Origin of the sequence: Rufibacter glacialis (genome assembly GCF_008271745.1) — a bacterium.
GTDB lineage: Bacteria > Bacteroidota > Bacteroidia > Cytophagales > Hymenobacteraceae > Nibribacter > Nibribacter glacialis.
In genome coordinates this window covers 128,777-151,636 of sequence record NZ_VKKZ01000022.1, presented here as the reverse complement: position 1 = coordinate 151,636, position 22,860 = coordinate 128,777, and the positions used below count along the sequence as shown (strand labels likewise).

The 22,860-nt window shown below is 48.3% G+C and carries 9 protein-coding genes; all 9 read right to left on the bottom strand.

The genetic code is table 11. The features are described 5' to 3' along the window. Positions 1 to 251: 251 nt before the first annotated feature. The 9 genes from FOE74_RS14550 to FOE74_RS14510 all read right to left on the bottom strand — a co-directional run bounded on the left by FOE74_RS14550 (position 252) and on the right by FOE74_RS14510 (position 22,047). Positions 252 to 3,236, bottom strand: a complete 2,985-nt coding sequence (locus FOE74_RS14550; protein WP_149099359.1) for a glycoside hydrolase family 2 protein — start codon at positions 3,234 to 3,236, stop codon at positions 252 to 254. A 151-nt stretch (positions 3,237 to 3,387) separates the two neighbouring features. After that, positions 3,388 to 6,348, bottom strand: a complete 2,961-nt coding sequence (locus FOE74_RS14545; RefSeq protein ID WP_149099358.1) for a glycosyl hydrolase 115 family protein — start codon at positions 6,346 to 6,348, stop codon at positions 3,388 to 3,390. Between the two features lie 452 nt (positions 6,349 to 6,800). After that, on the bottom strand, positions 6,801 to 8,402 hold the full coding sequence (locus FOE74_RS14540) for a RagB/SusD family nutrient uptake outer membrane protein (RefSeq protein ID WP_372427674.1): 1,602 nt from the start codon (positions 8,400 to 8,402) through the stop codon (positions 6,801 to 6,803). Positions 8,403 to 8,519: 117 nt separating this feature from the next. Next, on the bottom strand, positions 8,520 to 11,696 hold the full coding sequence (locus FOE74_RS14535) for a SusC/RagA family TonB-linked outer membrane protein (protein ID WP_225840830.1): 3,177 nt from the start codon (positions 11,694 to 11,696) through the stop codon (positions 8,520 to 8,522). Positions 11,697 to 11,761: 65 nt separating this feature from the next. Further along, a complete protein-coding gene (locus FOE74_RS14530; RefSeq protein WP_225840854.1) occupies positions 11,762 to 13,102 on the bottom strand; it encodes a fasciclin domain-containing protein in 1,341 nt (446 codons plus the stop codon). A 223-nt stretch (positions 13,103 to 13,325) separates the two neighbouring features. Further along, positions 13,326 to 14,981: a fasciclin domain-containing protein gene (locus tag FOE74_RS14525; protein WP_149099354.1), complete on the bottom strand. Its 1,656-nt coding sequence runs from the start codon at positions 14,979 to 14,981 to the stop codon at positions 13,326 to 13,328. An 18-nt stretch (positions 14,982 to 14,999) separates the two neighbouring features. Next, positions 15,000 to 16,499, bottom strand: coding sequence for a RagB/SusD family nutrient uptake outer membrane protein (locus tag FOE74_RS14520; RefSeq protein WP_149099353.1), 1,500 nt, complete (start codon positions 16,497 to 16,499; stop codon positions 15,000 to 15,002). A 30-nt stretch (positions 16,500 to 16,529) separates the two neighbouring features. Next, entirely contained in the window at positions 16,530 to 19,808 is a 3,279-nt protein-coding gene (locus FOE74_RS14515; RefSeq protein WP_149099352.1) for a SusC/RagA family TonB-linked outer membrane protein, read from the bottom strand. Positions 19,809 to 19,836: 28 nt separating this feature from the next. Continuing rightward, the gene (locus tag FOE74_RS14510; RefSeq protein WP_225840853.1) at positions 19,837 to 22,047 is read right to left on the bottom strand and encodes a fasciclin domain-containing protein; all 2,211 of its coding nucleotides are present in this window, start codon (positions 22,045 to 22,047) and stop codon (positions 19,837 to 19,839) included. Positions 22,048 to 22,860 lie beyond the last annotated feature (813 nt).

Here is a 22,860-nt window from a genome sequence, read left to right as displayed (position 1 = left end):
TGGCAGAAGATGCTTCCACAGCAAAGTTTCAGTTAAGCACCAACCTTCAGTATAAAAACGCCTGTCGTGATTTCTGACCTCTTTTCACAATAATTACTCCAAACAGCCTAAAAGCACCACCCGTTATGGTGATGCTTTTAGGCTGTTGGTCAGGTACCATCTAGTTGGGAAATATGAGCTTTAGGTAAAGCAACATCAGGCAAAAGGACAGAGCACTTCTCCATATCGGAGCTAGGAATTTCTCCTTACAACTATTCTCCTGACTTTGATGCAGATTCAGTCCCGGTTGAAAGGCTCTCATAAATTTCGGCTTCAATGATACTCATGGTACCTTTCGCTTTGGCATCATCCCGCGCCACCCCATCGTCTAGCTTTTTGCCATTCACTTCCACTCCGGAGTTAGCCCCATTGGTGGCCGTTGTACCGGCCAATTGGATTCTTACTTTGGTTCCTTTGAGGGGTTTGCATTTGATGGTGTGGTACCCCAAAGAGGTTTGGGTGCTCCCGTTGAAGGCTTCTTTGCCGTCTACGGTGATCAATAACGGGTAAACACGTGATCGGAAATTATTCAGTTTAAGGGTTATCTCGTTAACCGTTGCCTCCCGTTCTAAGGTATACTCAATCCAGGCGGTGGCCAGTTTACCATCATTCACCCAGTCAGAAAGCTCGTTGTCATCAAAGCTGGCTTCTGCTTTATCAGCATTGGCCCCGGCAGTGGCGCTGACCACTTTGATTGGGGTCCGGGTCATGGTGTAAGAAGGCGTGGCCGGAGTTGGGCCCCGGTCCAGGATGGAAGGAAGACCGGCGGCCGGCAAGGCTTTTGCCAGGCCATTCTCGGTCTTGAAGGGTTTAGTGGTTAACACCAGGGTGGCGCTTTTGAGTCCTTCGGCTTTGGCCTGCACGGTGATCTTGCCAGCCTTAGTGGTAGAGCGGATCAAGAACCGGTTCACGCCCCCTTCCACCGGAAAACTTTTGGCCATGACATAATTACCAGGCCCCATGGCCATGCCGCCCCGCCATTCCGCCGGTCCGTCTAAGGTGTAGCTAATCATGTTCAACGCGGTGGGGCAACGATTTCCCTGGGCATCTACCACTTCCACTTCCACCAAGGCCAGGTCATGGCCATTGGCCAGAAAATCTGTTGGTCTTTTAATTGGGGTCAAACGTAAGGCCACAGGGGCACCCACCGTTTTGAGGGCATAGGAACAAACTTCTTTGTTATTAGCATCATACCCTACCGCGCTGATGGTCCCCTCCTGCCAGGCAACGTCTTTGAACGTGAAGAGAAACCCATCACTCCTGGTGCCAAAGCCCTGCGACTTCCCGTTCACCTTCAGCTCTACTTTAGTTGCTGAAGAGATGACCACGATATCCTTCTTCACGCCGGGCGCATAATTCCAATGGCCCACAATGTGCAGGCGGTGTTTCTCTGGATTCACCCAGCCGTCCCACATGACCTGGTGGGCGAAGAAGTTCTGTTTTTTGATTCTGAGGGCGTCTACCTCCCCACTGCGTCGGTAATTTTCCTCTCCTCGGTGGTGGGTGTTCGTCTCTGACCAGATAATGTTCACGCCGCCGCTGCTTACCCGTTTCCCGGTTCCGGGCCGCTCGTTCCAAAACTCAAACCAGCGTTTCACATTTTCCACCGCATGGCTTTCCATGTTGCGGTTGTACGCGGCCGCGCTCTGCCCATTATGGAGGGGACCATCACCGTCTTTGTGGAAAGGGGGCGTGAACTCATCCCAGTACTTGCGGGAACCTTCATCACGGGAATATTCCATGGCCCACATAGGAACGCGGGCACTTTTGTTTGTGTACAGCATTTCGCCGCCGTATTCGGCAATCTTGCTGTCTAACATCTCACGGCTACCGATGGCCCGGCCGCCGTGCGGATCATACTGGTCTCTGATGGCTTTCATTTCTGCCATATGTGGTTCGCTGATGCTCTCGTTGCCGCACTCGTAAAAAATGATACTTGGGTTGTTCCTGTTATAGATAATGGCATCGCGCATGAGCGCCTTCCGCTGATCCCAGCGTACGCCTTCCACATCTTTCTCGGCGTCACCGGCGGGCATGGCCTGCATGAGGCCCACGCGGTCACAGCTTTCCACGTCCTGCTTCCAAGGGGCAATGTGCATCCAACGGACCAGGTTGCCCCCGCTTTCCACCATCAGGCCGTTACTATAGTCACTCAGCCAGGCCGGAACAGAAAGCCCGATGGCCGGCCACTCATTGGAAGTACGTTGCGCGTACCCATGCACCATGATCACCCGGTCATTCAGGTAAATCATGCCGTCCTGGAAGGCGGTTTTTCGGAAACCGGTTTTGGTAGTGACCGCATCCACGGGCTTATTGTTTACCTTAAGTACCGTTTTCACGTCATACAGGTACCCGTAGCCCCAACTCCAGAAATTCAGGCCATTGACTTTGGCGGCAGCCTTGATGGTTTTGGTCTCGCCAGGTGCTAGGGTGACCTTCTCCCCGGTAAAGGTTTTCACCAATTTATTATTCAGATCTGTCACGCTGACTTCATAGGCCACCTGCTGCGGCTGGGTGCTCTCGTTCTTCACTTGGGAAGCAGCATGAAGGATGGCCGACTTTCCCTTAATATTGATAGCATCTGCGTACACATACACCCCGGTAGTACCCAGATTGCTATACAACGGCAGCGTTTGGTAAATCTTTGGCAGCACGTGCAGGTACACGTTTTTATTGATGCCGCCATAGTTGGCGTTGAAGTTCTTGTCCTCCCACTGGAATTTTGAGTTTGTGGCCTTCTCTCGGTAGTTCCAGTCATTGTCAATACGGGCGGCCAGCACATTTTCCTCGTTCCCGAAGTTGGCTACATCGGTCACGTCAAAACCAAAGGCCATGGCTCCGTTCTCGTGCAACCCGATAGGCTTTCCGTTCAGATAGAATTCACCGGCCTGCCGGATGCCCTCAAATTCTAGGAATATCTTATGGCCCTTGGCCGAGGCGGGTAGCTTAAAATGCTTGCGGTACCAGGCAATTCCTGTGGGGTGGTCCACGATGTCCTTTTTAAAGGCATCATCTTCGTTCCAGGCATAGGGCAGCGTTACCTTTTTCCAACTGGCATCATTAAAGGAAGGAGCCGCCGCTTCTTTCGCATCTCCCACTAATACTTTCCAGTCACTGTTGAAGTTATATTTTACCCGTTGGGCGGCGCTTAGTAAAAAGCTAACCAGAAATAGAAAAGTAAAAATTGTTCTCTTCATGACCATTAAGTTCAAAGCAAGAATTAGATGAGTTACCAAAAGGCATCAGGCAATTTTGTTGGCACCATCATGTGGTGAAAGAAGCAGTGGATTGCCCCTGATACTGTTTCTATAGGAGTGTTATTGCCATGCTCTAAGAGGAGTCTGCTTTTTATTTTTTAGTCTCCGGAAGGACAGAATACGCCTTTTTCAACCCGCCCAGATCAATGGTGATGTAGTCCAGCACCACGCCGGGGTCCAGCAGGTAGATCTTAAGGGTGTGCTTTCCTTTGCTTAGCGCAGGAAACTTCACCTGCCGCTTTGCCCGGTTCTCCAGCACATTCACCTTCCATTCCTCGCTTCTTCCCACCGTCTTGAAGTCCACCACCTGCACGGGGCCGTTGTCTAAGGAAACCCCGTAGCGCATACTATACCCCGTAGTAACCGGATGGGTAGGAAGTGTGAAGACAGAGACGGTGGGCGCGGCGGCCGTGAGGGCGTAGAAGTCGTATTCTACTACCGGTGCCTGCTCTTTCAGGCTTTCAGGTTGGGGAACGGAGTTCACCTGTAGGGGCAATGCCATCAGGGATTTCCCCGTATGCCCCAGGCCCTCCACCACTTCCCAGCTCTTTCCTTCCTTTCCGGAGGCGCGGGAAAAATTCTCGGCGTGGATGGAGACGTACCCCTTCTCTTCTACAAAGCCTTTGTGATCTTTCAAGGAAGGTTCCATTTGGTTAGCAGCCTTCACCGCTACTTTAAACTCCTGGCCGCCTCCTTTGAAAGTAATGTGACCTAATGCCTCTGGTTTTTTTGGAACCTTGTCCCAATCAACGCTTACCCAGATACGCTGCTGCTTTTGCCCAATGACTGTTGTTAACTCCCCTTTCGGCACTGACACCTTGATCCATTTGTCAGAAGGCTTCGCTTGCCAGGAAACAGACTGATGATTGGTCAGGAACAGATCCACAAAGTAAGAGGTACTTCCCCAAGGTTGGAAAGCCGGCAATTGAAGGCCTGGCCCTGAGGTCAGAGATGAATCCTGGGTGACAAATCCCTCTGGTGCGATACTCCACGAAAAAGAGCTGTTTTTGGCAATTTCAGGTAAAACCGGCTCCTGGTAAACGGGGAGGTCACGGGGCTTCATGGACATCATGCCCTTCCACTTCCCGTTGGCTAATTGATGGTTGTAATAGTCCGTCTCTTTCATGATGCCCTCATAGGCCTGCTTAGCTAGTTGGACATAGTCAGCCGCACTGGTTCGGTTCTGCTTGGCATACAGGTAGCTTTTGTCGCGGTACAGGAACTTCTTGTTCATGAGCGAGGCACCTACCACCGGGTAGTAGACCAACTGATAGAAGGCGTCTGCGTCTTTGGCAGCTATCTGGCCACGCAGGGCTTTTACCTGTTTCTCCAGCGCCTCATACTGGTCTATTCTTTTCTGGGCTTCGTCACCGTAGTAGAAATGGTTGTAGGCGGTGTACGTCGTCTGGGTGGTAGGCTCGGTCCGGCTCCAACCCATGAACTCCGGTTTCCGCTCAAAAGCCAGGTGATAGTACTTCCAGAGAATCTGGCTCATAGCGCCGGCCTTCTCCTCCCCAAACACCTCGCTTACCCATTGCCGCAGGTGCTGCTCCGCAGAGTTACGGCCTTGGAAAGCGCTGGCGTCATACGCCATGTCCAGGAAAAGGTCTATGTTGTGTTCCAGCGGCTTGATGTCGCCCACGTTCAGAACCCACAGCTGGTCTGCCTTCATGGCATAGGCCTTTATCATTTCTTCTTTTATCAGCGAAGGGTGGGTGGAACTCAGCCACAGATAATCGTGGGGCCTCCCCCAGTAAGAGGCATGGTAGTACACACCAGATCCCCCGGCCCGCTGCTGCTCCTGCGGGTTGCTTAACCGGTGGATATAGCCGTAGTTATCATCGGGCCAAACTAGGGTGATGTCTTCGGGGAGTTTAAGGCCATGGTCATAGATGTCCAGTACCTCTTTGTAAGCGGTAAAGACCTGCGGAACGGCGGTTACGTTTTGGCTTACATGCTTCTTCAGCAGCTCACGCTGATCTGAAATGATTTTCTCCAGCATGGTGGCAGCCTCAGAAGTGTTCTTGGCTCCTTTCATACCACTGTCATGCACGCCCCGCATGCCCATGGTGTAGATGGCCTCCAGGTTTTTGGCCTCTTTTACCCGATTCTCCCAATAAGCTTGCACCGCCTTTTGGTTGCTGAAATAGTCAAAGGAACCCATGGTGGTCTCCTGCCATTCATCTACGTTGTTGCGCAGCATGGGCTCTGCGTGCGAGGTGCCCACCAGAATGGAGTAGGCATCAGCCACCTTTTGATTAGCTGGGTAATGGAAAAAAGCCTTGGTGCTGGGGTGCATGGCCGGCCAGATGAGGTTCGCCTTGAGGCGCAGCAGCAACTCAAAGATCCTGGCGTAGGTGTTGGGCCCGATGTCCTTGAGGTCCTGGTCCAGGTTCTGGGCCGCCCAGGGCTGCAGTCCCCAGTCCTCGTCGTTGAGGAAGATGCCCCGGTACTTGACCGAGGGCGGACCCTTCACCAGGGTACCGGCTGTTACAAAAAGATCCTTTTTAAGGGCAGGCTTGGCATCGGCCCACCAGTACCAGGGGGACACGCCCATCCTGCGGGACACCTCAAACACCCCGAACGCCGTTCCGCGGGGGTCGCTGCCGGCAATGACCAAGGCTTTTGATACTGGCGCGAAAGGCTTCTCCACAACGGCAATGGTATAACTTTCCCACCTCCCCTTGATTTCCTGCACCTGCAACGCTTTGCTCTCCACCAACTGGTCTATGAGCCCAGACTGCCCAATGGTACCGACAATGACCGGCAAGGCAGGAAGCTCTTTTGGGCCTGTTTTTCTGATTTCGGGCCCAAAACCGGTGACTGCTTTCATGTCTTCGGCTAAGGCCGCTACCGCGATTCGCACCACCTCCGCCGCCTGAGCATCTAGATAGATGGGAGCTGCCTGGCCCGCCTGCACCAGTGGGAAGCTACCAGGCGTTGGCTCAGCCGTTACGGAGATGCCTCCCGCCTTCTGCGCGGTTTGGGCCTGAAGCCTGAAGCCTATCAACGTATAGGCAAGACCCAACAAGAAGGCAATTCGTTTAGTCATTCACGTGTTTTGTGGCTATTGAAAGGCTTTTCTCACCCTTCGCTGATGATTGAGCTTTTGATTTTATACTTTGAGAAACTAACTACACGAAACAATTCAAGGATCGCATCCTGCTCTTACAGGTCTTCCCCCAGAAGGACCTAACCTTAAGAGGACTCTTACTTTTTGGAGCCCCTGGAACTAGTAGCCCCTGACAAGTTCTAGAACCTATCAGGGGCTACCTACTTTAAACCAAGCCAATGGGAAAAAACTCGCTTTCGTTGTTTTGGAAACCTGAGGAAGATGATTTTCGCCTGTTTTTAAAAAATCGGAGCAAAAATGTCCCAAACTGAGCTGGCTCTTTCAGAGAGAAGGCTGCGTTTCTATTCTGAGAAACATTGATCCTGAGAAACATAGAAAAGAGGGAGCCTACCCCTTAAAACAGGCTTCCGTCAATGGCAGTACAAAAGTCCTTACATTTTAAAAGGCAGGTACCAGTTATTTGGATCCACCAATCTTGCTCTTACTTCCTGGGCCCTTGGGTCATTTGCTTTCACTAACTTCTCATAGACTTTATCAGCGAGGAATGCTGGATCTTTTCTTCTTCTTGCAATTCTTAGCAAGTCTTGCCATCTGTGGCCTTCAAATGCTAACTCTAAGGCAGCTTCATGTATCAAGGCGTCTTCTACCCGATTCACTAAATTTTCTGTACCCTGAGCATAAAAATTGATATTTTGCAAACCTACCTTGCCTCTGATTCCAGCATTACGGTACCAGTCTCCCCTAAAAGACGGGAAGTCCCCCTGCCTTGCATCAAAGTTATAGGGTGCTGGCAGAAAAGTCTGCTGACTGTGTGTTACATCTGGGTTTAAAGTAGGTAGGCTTGGATCAGTATAGGCAGCTTTTATACCATTCTGTAATAGTGCCAGAGCTAATTTAGAATGACCATCACGGTTGGCAGCCTCGGCAAACCGAAGGTGTAAAAGTGATGCTCGAGCCAAAAACCAGTTACCTCTGTTTTCAAAAGGCTGAGCCGCACTGAAATTCTGCAGATACTTTCCTACTACCGGTTGTCCTAGTTGATATCTTACAGCCGTTCCTCTGGAATCACCAGGAGTTAAATTATTATTAGTTTCACCAGCCCATTTGTCAATTGCAGCTTGTGAGGGTTTTAATAAATAACTGCCTCCTGCATTTGCAAATAACCTAATGAAAGGATTGGAAGGAGTAGTATTTGCGGTAAAAGGCAGATCCCATATCCACTCATTATTATAAAATGAATTTTGAATACCAGCAAAATCTGCAGCATGATTGAATACTGCTGTACTAAACCCGCTAACTCTATACTGGTCAAAGTACCTGTTGCCTCTTGAGGCATCAGTAGCACCGGTTTCCAGCAGGGCCCTATAGTTAGTTGCGGCCTGCGTGTAATTCCCTTTCCACAGATGCAAGTCTCCTAATACCAAACGTTTATTCACGAAGAACTTTTGGGTACCAAAACCTCCTATGTTTGTCACAAGGGAGCTACCCGTTGGGTACACTTCCTTGTAAGGTATTCTTTCAGTTACCGCAATTAAACTGTCTAACAACACCTCAAACTCAATTCTCTGGAATTTAGACTGATCTGTCAGGTCTACTACCTGGGCCAAGGGGTCTGTGATATAGGGTACCCGCCCATACTGAATGCCCAGTTGCAGGTACAACCAGCTTCTTAAGGCCATAATATCAGAGTAACGATGGTTGTACTCATCTCTGGTGATCTTGTTTTCCTTGACCATCTTATTGAAGTTGTGCAGCACATCATTACAGTTGATGATGACTTCATAATAAGGTCTTGGATTAGCGTAGTTATTTTCTGGCAGTACAGAATGGTAATTGATCTGTAGCAAATCAGAATTACCAGCGGCGTTTGGCGTTACATTCAGCAAATCTGCCCGTAGCTCATTTAAGATAATGTGCCGTTCTGCCAGATTCATGAACTTGCCATACACCCCAATCACCGCCGCATCTGCATCAAAGATATTCTGGTAGGCCTGTCCTGCATCAATGGTGGTTTCAGGCGCTACATCCAGCATGTCTTCACAGGAGAAGGTGCTGAGGCCAACCAGCACCAATGCCACACCACGGACTACGGACCTGATAAATTTATTTTTCATGGGTTAATCACTTAATGCTTTTGTGAACACTTTCTCTTACAGACCAATTCTCACCCCTAGCAAGACTGATCTAACTTGCGGTACCAGCCCCACGTCTACCCCTTGGGCGAAAATGGTTTCCCCGGCACTGAACTCAGGGTCATAGCCTTTGTAGTTAGAGAAAGTAAGGAGGTTGTTACCAGTGGCATAGAAAGAAGCCGATTTGATGTATTTCGTGTTCAGTGGCAGGTCATACCTTACCGTAAGGGTTCTTAGCCGCAGGTAAGAGCCGTCTTCAATCCACCTGTCGGAGAAACGGTTGTTGCCCAGTGGGTCTCCAAAATTGGCTCTTGGCATATCGGTTACCTGACCATCTGTTCGCCATCTTCTTATGACCGCGTCTGTTTGGTTGCCGGTACCGGCGGCGGACTCAATCTGTGCTCTGGTGTAGTTATAGATATCGTTGCCCTGGCTGAACGTGAAGTAGGTATCCAGGGAGAATCTTTTATACTCCAGTCTGGTAGTGAACATGCCGGTAAAGTCAGGATTAGGGTTTCCTATCACCACCCTATCGTTTTCATCAATCATGCCTTTAGAAGCCCCTTCATCATTATGATTCACAAAACGCATATCTCCCCCCTGGAACGCGACCACTTGGCCACTGGGTGTTCTTGTGCTTAAGCCTGATTGAACGGCCTCGGCGTTGGTAGTGTACACCCCGTTTGTTTTATAGCCATAGAACAAATTAGCTTCCTGGCCTACTTTGGTAAGAATAGTAGCGCCGGCGTATTGTGTGGTGAATTGATCAGCAGATAAGGCTGTCACTTCATTTTTGTATCTTGAAAGGGTAAGGCCTATATCCCATTTAAAGGTACCGGTGTTGACCAGGCGGCTGTTCAATGCCAGCTCCACCCCTTCGTTTTTCATTTTCCCGTTGTTGGTGAACATGAAATCAAACCCGGAAGCGGAAACCAGTTGTTCACGCACCAGCATGTTATCAGTCACGTTGCGGAAGGCGTCTACACTGATAGATAGCCGTTCATTGAACAAGCCCAGATCTACTCCAGCGTTGACCTTCCGGTTCGTTTCCCATTGCAAGGCTGGGTTGCCTATATTGCCCCTTACCAACCCCTGGAAATCTAACAGGTTCTGTGAAACATAGTACTGGCGGGCGTTGTAGTTCCCAATGTCATCATTCCCGCTGATGCTGTAGGTGGTGCGCAGTTTCAGCATCTCAATGAAATCAAACCCTGCCATAAAATTCTCAGAAGAAACCAGCCAGGCAGCCCCCACAGATGGGAACACCCCAAACTTTCTGTTGAACAGGCTGATTCCCTCTTTCGCCTCTGTCCCGAACCGGGAAGAACCATCTACTGCCACCGTAAGCGAGAGGAAATATTTGCTCAACAACCCGTAATTGGCCCCGGCGTAATAGTTCAGCCAAAGCCAGTCCCCAATTTCACCACCGGCCCTGCGCAAGGCAGCAGCTCCGGTACCAATGGTTCTCAATTCATCAGTGGCGGAGTTATACCCGAAACCAGTATCTGATTCGCTTTCGTTTTTGCTGTATCTCAGGCCAATGCTGCCGTCAACGCGGTGTATGTTGTGGAAGGTATTGGTATAGGCTAAGCGGGTGTCACTGAAGGTGGCGAACAATCTTTGCACCTGTGCCCCCATCCTGCTTTCTGCAATGGCATTTTCTAACTGTTCTGCGCTGGTGCCTCTGCGTGGCACAAAGAAACTCTCGCGTATTTTATCATAGGTAATGCCGTACTGCGTGCTGGCCACCAGGTTTTTGGTGAAGGCATAATTGAATTTAGCGGAGCCAAAGAACCGGTAGTTGATTCCTTTGGTCTGCATGTTACCCGTAAGAACCACCGGATTGCCTACATTGAAGATATCCGTATCTGATAAGTTGGGTGAGGTGATACCTTCGTTGGATATTTCATTTTTAGACAGAAACGGAGCCTTGATTAAGCTGAGGTAAATAGGGTTGGTATTCAGGGCAATCCCCTGGTCCACCAGATTCTGCTCACTGTAAGTAAAAGCCAGATTGGAGTTGACCGTCAGCTTTGGCGTCATGTTCAGGTCAGCATTAAACAAGGTGTTATACCGCTGAAATCCCTTATTTTGGACAATACCATCACTATCCAGAACCCCAAGCGACAAGGCGTACTTGGCTATGTTGTCGCCCCCCACTACCCGCATGTAATAATTCTGGCTGTAACTTCTCTTCATTACTTCCTCCTGCCAGTTGGTATTGTTATGGTAGGTGTAATAGCCAGGACTGGATACATCATCATTCATATAGGGCCGCGCCTGGATTTGGTTATCCGTTAACCCTGTGCTTTTTAAAACATCAGATAAGTAAATGCGGTAATTGGAGGCATTCATCACCGGAATAAAATTAGGAGTGAAATTGACGCCCGCGTACGTGGCAAAGTCAATCTTGGTGGCTAATTCCTGGGCCCGGCCAGTGGTGATCATGATAGCGCCGTTGGCTCCCTTAGAGCCATAGAGGGAAGCAGCGTCTTTGATAACCGTGATGTTATCTATGTCTTTGATATCAATATTGGAGAGCGGGTTGGTGAAGTGGTTGCTGATAATGGATCCGCCATAATCGTTCATGTCATAGATCATTCCATCTACTATGATCAACGGCTGGTTTGTGGTGTACAGAGAAGAGTACCCTCTTAAGAACAGATTGGCACCTATTCCGGGCGTACCAGACCGGCGAACCACATTTAGGCCGGCTACTTTCCCCTGGAGGTAGTTTTCCGGCGATTCAGCAGAAGTACTCCATTTTTGCAGGCTCGGATTCAAGGAGACTACCGCCCCCGTCACCTGGTTTATAGGTTTATCAATGTTATTCGGTAAGACCGCGATATCATAAATGGAAGTGAAATTGCCTTCATGCAGACTCACCATGAGTTGGCTCCTTCCCTTTATCGCCACCTCTTTCCGCTGAAAGCCTTCGCCTTCTAGTGTAAGGGTAGACGCAGAAGAGGGCACCGAGAGGGAGAAGGTTCCCTTATCATCTGTCAAGGCGGCTGAATACCCGGGCACACTCACACTGATGCCGGCCAGCGGAAGCTTGGTGGCAGCAGCCGTTACCGTACCGGTCACCACTACCCCCCCCACTGGCTGCCTGGCCACCGCTACTGTGTCAGATAAGGTAGCAACAGAATCTGTCTGTTGAGCCACCGCACAAAAAGGGGTGCTGGCTAAAGCCAAAAGGAATGATATCTCTTTTATTTTTTTGTAAAATACAGGCATGTACTTCCTTAGCTAAAGGGTTGTTAAAAGACCGGCACTAATTCCAGGTAATCCAGGGTGAGGGGATTGAGTGCATTGGTAGTGGAAAGGGCACTTCTCAGAAAGGCATTCAAATTGCCATATTTTGCAGCGGTGTACTCTCCTAGCTCCTCTCGCACTGGCAAGGTAGAAGCCGCTACTGCCTTGTAAGGGAAAGCGGTGGCATCTAGTGTTCCAAGAACAATTCTTTGATTGAAGGGATCGGCTTGAAAATCATTGATCACACTCCAGTAGACTTTGTACTTGGTAGAGTTCACGTTAGGAATCACATACCGTAACCATAAGCCAGAGACACCGTGCCCAGTGGCACGCAAGTATCGGTAGTTCTCCCCTGACGTGCCGCTTCTTCTTGTCTGAACGGAAACATTTCCTGCTTTATCAGGATGGCTCAACCGGAGAGCTCTTATGTCAAAAATAGACTCACCCTCAACCCTGATCGGTTTGATTTTCTCTTGGTTGGCAACAGTGAGTTTGTTTACCACCAATACCATTCCATTGGAAGTACGCTCTTCCCGTACCACGGCACTCTTATCTATTTGCACCTGCACGCCAGATCTGGAAACCAGGGTAGGTGGTAAGGTTTCTTTGGTGAACGCCCCTCTAAAGGCAAGATCTTTAGTAACCGCCCAATTGGTGAGGGCATTGGTACTGTCTGTAGTACTAGTAGAAAAGAACTTCTGGAATCTGCTGAATTCTGCTGAGTAGGCTTCATCTGTCAGCATGATGAAGGTGTACACAGAATCTTCATTGGCGAGGTTGTAAACGCGCTGGAAAAACTGGTTCTGCTGGACAAAACCGGTTGCAGGATCATACACGGGTCTACCCGTAGCGGGGTCAACCCCCGTTTGTACAGCAAGGCTATCCACAAAAACCCTTTCGTCCAGTGACTGCATATAAGCTTTCTGACGCGGGCTGAGGTTGGTACTGGTTAAGAATTCCCAGGAGTTCATTTTGGGCGTCAGCGGTGCCCCAACAATATGCAATACCCCGTTGGCGGTATATTTATTCGCTTCCTCAATTTTGGCTGACTCTACGGTAGCGTTCGCCTTGTTCCAGAGAACATTCTTACCGCTTAAGGTCTTGATCTGGTTTGTAGCAGGCAGCGGCGTATGGGAAAAATATTGCTGGTAACTGATGTGGTTGCTTACAAACTGCTTTAGCCTTTCCGGGTTGTTTAAAATGTTCTGGTCTACGTTCTGCAGCGCTTCATTGGTGGGCGCCCAAACCGTGAAGGTTTTAGAAGATTCGAGCACCTGATTAAGGCCTGTTTTCACAAGAAGGTCATGAAACCTGGTTAGCCTGGAATTACTGCTAATCTCCTGCATTAAGTTCTTAGTCAGTGCCTGGTCATTCTGGTCTGTATGGTCTTCCCAGGCATCTTTACAGGCGGTAAACCCTGCCAGAAGAAAGGCCATTATCAGCAACTTTTTATAAAAGTCCATTTCTGTTGATTGTTTATAGACAAAATCATCTTGAGGGTTTACCGGCAGATTTTCGATTTCTACCGGTAAATCTGTTTGAAGCAAATCCTACATTTAGCACTACATCCTATTCGTAAACTAGGGTACCATCCCTTTTTATTTTAGGGTAAAGCTGGTCCTGATCCTCTGGAATGAACTGGATCATGTCAAGCCTATGGACGCCATTGGTGTTGGCGAGGCCTACAAACTTGATTTTATGACGCCCTGTAGTTTCCACGGTGATAGTGCCGGCTAATCTGGCGTGGGAATTACCTGGGTTATCAGCTAAGTAGTGTTTTATTCCTTGGGCCAACAGTTCTCTTTCAACACCTCCAGGGTAGAACAGCTTCATATCAATGGTTCTTGGCAATACTTGATTATTAAAATATACCTGCAAGGGCGCAGTGTTACCAATTTGCCTGAACGCAATCCAAACCTTATATCTTCCCTTGACAAGGCTAGGCGTTGTAAATTCTACTAACCTTGCCACGTTATCACTCATCCTAACAAGTAAATAATCATTGTAGGCATACCCGGCGTTGGCGTCGGCACCAGTGACATAAGAAATGGTTGGACTATTAGAACCTTCAAAATATATATCTTTGAAAGAGCCCACCGGGAAAACGACATTAGGAGACCCCTGTCTTCTGAATTGCGGTAGAATGCGTATTTCAGGTTGATCAGCTACGTCAAAATACACCCGCACGGGGTTTCTCTTTTTTATCTGGTAGTTTTCTGTAACATCATGCAGCACCCCATTGGTGGCCGTATTGTCGCTGGCTTTTCTGTCTACCAACGCTCCTTTTTCCAGCACGCCATTGAAGATATCCTCATTGATCAAGACCTGCTCCCCTTTCAACTTTGAAGTAATAACTTCCTGTGGTGCCAGGGTAACATGGGAAGTTGCTGTTACCAGATCAGCGAGATATTTACTGTCATTCAGAATATGATAAGCCATGTTCAAGTAAAGGCTGTCACTTTTATCAGCTGGGTTGCCGGTGTGGGAATACTTGGCCTTCAAGGCGTTGTAATTGCTGATCCCCATTTTCTGGTAGACGGAATTTTTTTGACCCAAAACCGTATACCAAATTCCAGCGCCGGTTGTGTTCAATTGATTGAACAAACCAGTCGCCTTTAAAGCCGCCGTGAAAATGGAATACTCCGGGTTGCTTTCCAGCATTTGCGCCACTGTTTTGCTGGCAGGCTGTAATACCCGGTCAATGGTGTGAATGATTCCGTTTCCCACCCGTATGTTGGCCTGGATCACATTCGCCTGCCGGTTCACTCGGGTTCTGGAAGCACCATTTTCCACCTCAGCACCCGTGATGACATATTGCCCCAGCATGGTGATTTTTGGAAGCTTTCCATCAGTAAACGTTGAAGTAGGGATGGTGTCCTCCAACAAATGCAACCGTATTATCCGCTTCATTTCCTCAGCATCTAACTGATCTACGGAGGTAGCCCCTTTCTCTTTCAAGAAAATGTCAATAGCTTCATTGGTGGGCGCAAACATGGTATAGGAACCATAAGCTGCCAGAAAGCCGGCCACTTCGGTTTTTTCCAGAATCTTTATCAAACTGGAAAACTGATTTGCGTTTTTCTCAAAATAGCCCAGCATGTTCACGTCAGTGGTGGTAGCAACATCTACCACCTCTTTTTCACAGCCCCACAATAAAGTCATCAATACAAGGCTCAGAGCCGTTATTCTAGCTTTCAAGGCTTTGGCAAAAATTGAGTTTCCCATAATAAAAGTTTTAAAATATTATCTGCCTTTGTAGAAAGGATTCTGCTCTAAGCTCTTGTTGGTGGTAAGCTCATATTGGTATATTGGCCAATAATGGCTGTTCTGATCTTTGTACTTATTTAGAATAGACTGTTGCCGGTCGGCCGGAGCGCTGTTGATGGCCAACTGGTTCAGAAGATCTTGGCGGGAATAATTAGATCTCCTGGCATTTCTCAAAACATCATACCACCGCTTGCCTTCAAAGGCAAACTCGCGGGCCCGTTCCTCCAGAATGAAATTGATCATATCATTCATGGAGTTGGGGTTGATGTTTGGGTTATCCGTACCCGGGAGAGCGTTCGCCCGGCGCCGAACCCGGTAGATCAACTCCAGTGCTTCTGGCCCTTTTCCGCTGTTCTGCGCCACCAGCGCCTCGGCCTTCATCAGCAGCACATCCGCGTAGCGGTAAAAAATCCAATGGGCATAGGATTGGTCTTGCGTTCTGCTCTCTTCTTCTGTGAGGCCAAGGTATTTCCAGACAGCACCGGTTGACACTCTTACCGAAGCGTTTGCCCTGATATCGGCGTTCAGCACGTCTACAGGATCAGGAGGGAAAACTTGTTCCAATACGCGGGTGGCCGCCACAAATCTTCTGCCCGTCACGGTGCTGAACATGGGAAAGAAAGGGTTTGTCCGCTGGGGGTTGAACTGCAGGGAGAAAATGATCTCGCTGGAATTTCCCTGGACAAAGAGTTGCTGAAACCATTGCGGGTTATTCACCCCTTGTACCAGCCCGAATTGCCCTGAGTTGATGATCTTATCAGTAGCGATGAGGGCACTATCATATTTTTCTTTCCAGAGGTACACATCTGCCTGTATGGCGTTGACCGAGTATTTTGTGATCCGGCCTTTGTTAAAGGCACTGTTCCCGTAGGAAATAATGGCTAACTCTTCTGCCTTCAACAGGTCATTTGCCACCTGGTCCAATACCTTGGCCTGGCTTGTTTTGGCCATGGCAACCGCCTGATCATCACTAATGGTGGCCGTAAGCTTCAACGGAACATCGCCAAAACTCCGGGCCAGGTAGAAGTACATGAGTGCCCTGATGGCATAGGCTTCCCCCAAATAGGTATTCAGCTGCTCCTGCGTAAAGGTCTTGTCTTCTGCCAGACCCCCCGGGGCCCGCTCTATGACCGTATTACATTGGTTGATGGTTCTGTAGAAGGGTCTCCAGTTAGAAAGAGGGTTGGTATCTACGATATTCCCGTTCATTACCTCCAGCTCCCCAAACCTGATCCCTGTATTAGCTGAAAGCATATCGGCCCTCAGTTCTCCCCATAAAAAGAGCTTTTCTGCTAGGTCCTGGTCTAACATGGAAGAATAAATGCCTACTACAGCAGAATTCACCTGTTCTTTGGTTTTCCAGAATTCATCCCCTACAATACCATTTTCGGGTTTAAGATCTAACCAGCTATCGCAAGCACTTGATACTAGAACCAAGAGGACCAACGCTGCTTTATATGTGTATTTTTTCAACATTCTGTTTTTCTCTTAATCAAAAACAAATCTTTAAAACCTTACATCAAAACCCAAGGTCAGCGTTTGCACCGGAGGGGTTCTTGAGGTGTCAAACCCTATTTTAAAGGGATCGCCTCCTGCCAGACCCACTTCCGGATCCTGGCCTGTATAGTTGGTGAAAGTAAACAGGTTGTTGGCTGTTAGATAGAAGCTCAGGTCATTGGCTCTGATCTTCTCAATGAGTGGCTTAGGAAGATAATATCTGACGGTAACTGTTTTAAATCTGAGGAAAGACCCATCTTCTACATACCGGTCAGAGGCCAGCCAATTGTACCCCATATTGTTCAAGGCACGAGGCATGTCTGTAACGTCTCCGGAGCGTCTCCATCTTCTCAGGATAGCAGTGCTCTGGTTGGAGAAATCATACATATTCTCCGTATACATCTTGGTCTGGTTGACAATGTCATACTTGTATCTGAAGTTGAAGAACATGTTCAATCTCCAGTTCTTGTACTTGATGGTAGGACCAAAACCGCCGGTAAGCTTGGGGTTGGCATTGCCCAGATACACAACATCTTTATAGTCTATGTTGCCATCATGGTTGATGTCTTCATAGATGGCATCACCAGGCTGAAATACATAATCAAGGGAAGGATAGCCAAAGCGCATGGGTACTACCTGACCGTTAGGTCCTACAATGGCATTCCCGTTTTTGTCTTTCGCAATGGTTGCCTCTGCATCTTTGTAGACGCCTTTATACCGGTAGCCATAGAAAGAACCAAATGGGTTGTTTTCCTGAATGGTGATCAGGTAGTTTCCGTTGGCATTCAAATTCCCTCTTTCACGCGGGTAAAACTCTGATATCTCCCTGATCATGTTCTGATTCTGGGACAGGTTCAGGCCAAAGTCAACGGTGAGGTCTTTTGTTCTATAGGCCGTCAAATTTAACCCTACCTCCCAGCCCATGTTGTCCATGGTGCCCACGTTCATGTCTATATCAGTAAAGCCTGTGATAGATGAAATCAGCAGGTCCTGGAAGAACATGTCCTTCGTGCGTCTTTTATAGATATCCGCGTCAATGGAAACCCGCTGGTCCATCATGATCAGGTTAATTCCAATGTTTGACTGCAATACCTGCTCCCACTTCAGGTTTTTCAATTTCATGGTAGACTGGTACAAACCAGCCATTCCCAGGTAATTGTAGTTGTAGTTTTCATACAGGTCATAGTGCCCGTAGGCGGCCCGCGGCTCATTACCGCTTGCCCCGTAACTGCCTCTTATGCTCAGGTCATTGATGAAGGTTACCCCCTGCATGAAGGTCTCGCCAGATACTCTCCAGCGTCCGGAGACGGAAGGAAAGGTTCCATACCGGTTGTTTTCCCCGAATCTTGAACTTCCGTCGCGGCGAACACTCACGTTCACGATATAGCGGTCCAGGTACCCGTACTGGGCGGAAAGCAAGGCCCCCACGCTTCTGGTTTGGGAAGAGGAGGAGCCTAACCGGTGCTCATTCCCCTGGATCCTGGCGGGAACGGACGGGTCTTGCAGGTAAGCAGAAGCAGTGTTGGAGCTCATCACGCCAAATCCTTCATTTTTGGCATCAAAGGTCATGAAGGAGAAGACCCCCTGCAGGTTATGATTGTCGCCCAATCTGGGCGTATAGAGCAGGTTTGTTTTGGTATTCACACTGAACCTGTCATTGTCTGAGTCTGAGGCGCGGTTTACGGTGGTTTCTGTCCAGGGACGGCCGGTTGCGGTCTGGGGCAAGAACATTTTTGTTTTGCTGTTATTGATATCGAACTGGATATCAGAAGTGGCCAGCAAAACACCTGGTAACACATCATACTGCAGGTTGAATTTAGGGATGATACGTTCCCCTAGCTGCCGGTTAATGCCTTCCCGTGCCATTGCCACCGGGTTGAAAGTACCGGCACCACGATTTGGGTTATCCGTTCCTATATAGCCCCCCTGAATGTTGTTGGCCGGTGAGAAATAGTTAGGTGTGCGCTCTCCAAATTCATTGTACTCATACACACTCATGTTGGGCATCTTGTTATAAGCCACACTTCTGATGGTGTTGGTGTAGTTCTGGTTGTTGTCCAGGTGCGTATAGGAAAGGTCTGTTTTGAACCTGATTCTGTCTGATACAGTAAAATCCAGGTTGATCCGGGCAGATATGCGGGAAAGGTCTGTGCCAATGGTGGTACCTGCCTGCTTGAAGAAGCCCAGGGAAGTGTAGTATCTGGCTTTGTCACCACCCCCAGATAAGGAAATGTTGTGGTCCTGGATATGACCTAACTGCGTGATTTCATCTATCCAGTTGGTGTTTTTATTGTAGTTGTGGTACCAGTAAGGATCTTTAGGATCATACTGGAATTCTTTCACATCTGGTCTGAGAGGAGTTCCCGTTCTATTCATGAAAGCCTCCGGAATGTACTGGGAGTACTGGTCTCCAGTCAGCATGGGGAGCGCATCAGGCTGTTTGGTAACTGATCCCCTGAAGGTATAGTTTAAGGCTGGTTTTCCAATTCTACCTCTTTTAGTAGTGATCACGAGTACCCCATTGGAAGCCCTGGCACCCCAAATGGCGGTAGCCGCCGCATCTTTCAGAACTGAAATCTCTTTGATGTCTGAAGGGGCAATGTTCAGGAGCTGGGCATATCCCTGCTCATCTGCCGTGGCAAAGTTGAAGTCAGAGGCAATCTCTATATCATATGGCATGCCGTCTACCACAATCAATGGCTCAGAAGAGGAGTTGATGGAAGAGGTACCCCGGATACGGATCTGCATCCCTGCTCCTGGGTCACCGGTGCTGGCCACAATGTCCACCCCTGCCAAACGGCCTTGCAAAGCTTCATCTATAGAGGCAGCAGGTAATTCCGCCAATTTGGAAGCATCAATGGTGCTGATAGCTGAGGTCTGGTTTCGGGTGTCCACGTCCATCATCCCCGTGTTTGTTTTTTGCTGAGAGATCACCTCCACCGTGTTCAGCATATTGGATGTAGACTCCAGAGGCACATTGACCACAGACCGGTTGTTCACCGTGAAGGAGAAGTTCTTATAGCCTATGTAGGAGACCATTACCCTATGCTGGGGGTCTCTCATTCTAAGAGCATACCCTCCGTTGATGTCGGTGCTTACTCCGCCCAGGGTCCGGTTCTCGCTATCTATCTCATACACAGACACCCCAATCAGTGGCTCTTTGGTTGCTCTGTCCGTCACCGTTCCCCTAACAATGGTCTGCCCTGGCTGGGCTTTGGCCACCATACCGCAGCAGACAAAAACCACCGTTAGAATGAAACAAGAGAAATTCCCTAAAACTCTTTTCATATGTATAATCTATAGATTACCGAAATTCTTAATTGTCGCGGTACCGTAAGTAGTTGTCAAGCTGGTGAATGATGGCTCTATTTGACAAAACATTGCTGTTTGCCTTGATGACATTCGCTTTCCTGTTAAAGGCATCTGTGATCACCATTTGCCCGCCCACATAAGAAACACCTACTGTACCTATATTGCCACTAATACTTTGGAATAGAGTTTCATACCCTCTCGGGTCCTCAGGCTGGTCTTTCACCGGCACCTGTTCTTTGGCAATGATATGGTACTGGATAAACCTGGCTACCTGATCACGTTGCTCTTGGGTTTGAGTAGCAGGGTTGAAATTAGGCACTCCTGTTGCTACAGTACCCGGAAGAAGACCATCTTTCACGGCCTGTTGTATGGCGGCGTTGGTAGGAATGAGGTAAGTATAGGGCGTTCCTACGGTTGTTCCTTTTACATCATTGGTAGACGCATCAAACATGATGGTGGAACCTCTGAGGTAACTATTAAAATGGGAGAAATTAGGATTAGCCGCGATGTGCTGACTCACTTTCAGCTCAGAGAAGTTCAGGATACGGTCAACGTAATAGACCACCCCATTGCTGGCTTCTACTGGCCCGGTTAGGTTAACTACTTCGTTTCTGTCTACATTACCGGCAGCAAATACTTTCTTATTGTTGTATTTGATGTACTCTTCACTAAAGGTCTTGATAATGCCGTCCCCAGTGAGGTCACTGTAAATCCTGTTCTGGTTTTCCCCGGCCGGAACAATATGTTGGTCTATGATTCTTTGCAGGCGGACAGAAGCCGGGGCACCTGTAATGGTGGCCCCTCCGGTAGGCGGAGTATACACCCAGTAATTGAAACGGGTATCCCAGGAGAATCCGGCGGCCGTTAACACCTGGTCAGAGATCAGGAACAGGGTATACTTCACGTTTGGCAGGTTGAGGCTTTCTTTATAACCGGCCAAAGCCCTGATCATCATGGAATACTTGGGATCCAGGTACGCTTTTCCATAAACGGTATGGAAAACATTGGCTTCCTGCACTTTATTGGTCCCGTAGAAGAACCCATTACTCAGCATTTTTGCCTCTACCACGTTGCTGCTAGGGTCCATTCTGGCCTGTTCGCTGGTTTTAAGAGGAGCCTGCCTGAATTTAGAAGGCCATACCGCCGAAGGGAACATATGGGCATTCAAGAAATCACGGATGATCTCAACCGGCATCTCATCCAGTGATGTATAATGCTGAAGAAGTACTCTGTTAATATAATTGGTGACTACCTCATTCCGGGGAGCATAAATGGTGTAGGTATTGGTCTGCCCTTCATTATTCAGGCGGTTGGCACCACGTACTTCAAACCCTTCATCATTCAAGGCAAACTCCAATTGCCCATCATAGATCTTAGCGTACACTGGGTTGGCCGAACCGGTTAATACCTTGTTGCGGGCCGTTGCCTCTGCGTTTTCCTGGTAGTAAACCATGTACTTTTCAAAAAGTCCCCTGAAAACGCTGTATTCTGATTTGCTGGCCAGGTGTTCTTCTATGTTTGCCAGCGGGAGGATCACTTGATCAATTTCATGAATCACGCCATTCTCAGAAATAATATTGGGGGTAACCACCTGGGCGTTTGCCACATGTAGGTTCCCGTTCCAGTTGCTGCCAGGGTAAAAGAAATTATAATCTGTAGCCGAAAGCTGTTGCTTGGCGAAAAAGATCTGCGTAAAGTAGGGAAGGTATTTATTGTTGTTATCGGTGAATACAAAGTTTCCGGTCCTGTTGCCGGAAATGATATGTTGATTGGCCACTACCTGGGTTCCTATTTTCGCGGAACCGGTATAGACCCCTTTGTAATAGGCACTTCTGCGCTTAAAGGCCTGATCTACCGTCCAACCTACATTGGCCTGATAATCATCCAGCCGGTCGGTCATGAAAGCATTATATACCAAGGCATAGGAAACTATCTGCCGGGCTGTTTCGGTGGAGATGGCGTCTACCCCAGAAATACCTGTTTCCGCAAAGTACTTCACAAATGCCTGGTCATTTGGGGCAAAAAGGGTCCAATAACCGGCAGCACTAAGAATATTCTTGTACTCAGCCTTATCAATCAAGGCTAAAAAGTTTTTAAAATTACCCCTATCCTCTAATTGCTTGTAAATAGCGGGCTCAAGGTTTTCAGGCCTGGCATAATATTCCTCTTTGTCATCACAATTAGTCAGAAAAACTAATAATGACAGCAAGTACATGAAGACTTTTACAGATTTGGTCATAGTAACAGTAAATGAATCAGGCTTCCATTTTGTGGTATGGTCTACCACCCTTGTTGGCTTAAGCAGGTAAAGAACCACCTTCCCCAGAAAAGCCACTGTTTAAAATCGCATTCTATTTTAGGAGCTAAAAAGTCAGTGCTTAGACTATTTTCCTAGTTTTATTCCAATACAGGGAAATACTAATTCCCTGAAATTTAATGCTATAGCTTTAAACTCTTATTTATCCCCCCTTTTTGCCAAAGGCCTTGGCCGGTAAAATTGACCTCCTCCCTTACCAGGGCGCAGATTCTGTTAAACTAGAAGCGAGCACTTCGCTTTAGTTGCACGATCAAAAGAGGAATAGGGCAGCTAAGACTGGGTACTACCTAGCGAGGTGGACATTCTGCCAAAGGCATCCTTGGAACACCGTCCATGTCAGTACCATAAGGCAGGCATCCCACTGAATACCAGCACCTTTTGTTGATTTTCCCTGCCTAAATGTTTAGGTGACCTCTGTAGGTTTTAGACTGGGGCTACGTGAGTTACCTTGCCTAAATGAGGTAAGAATTAGATTAGTAGAGTTTGGCCATATATGCAAATTTCTTTGGTGGGGATAGTTTTGTTATTTTATTTAGTATTAATGTTATAAAGCTAATGAGTAGGCCGGAACCAACTATCCTGCTCTGTCCTGCTCTGTCTTGCTTTCCGTTTATTATTCTTTCTTTTTCATTGCTCCTCATCCGTCAAGTATTACCGTTTAGAGAAAAAAACCGCCGAATTTTGAAAATCTTCCAATCCTTAGACCTCTGA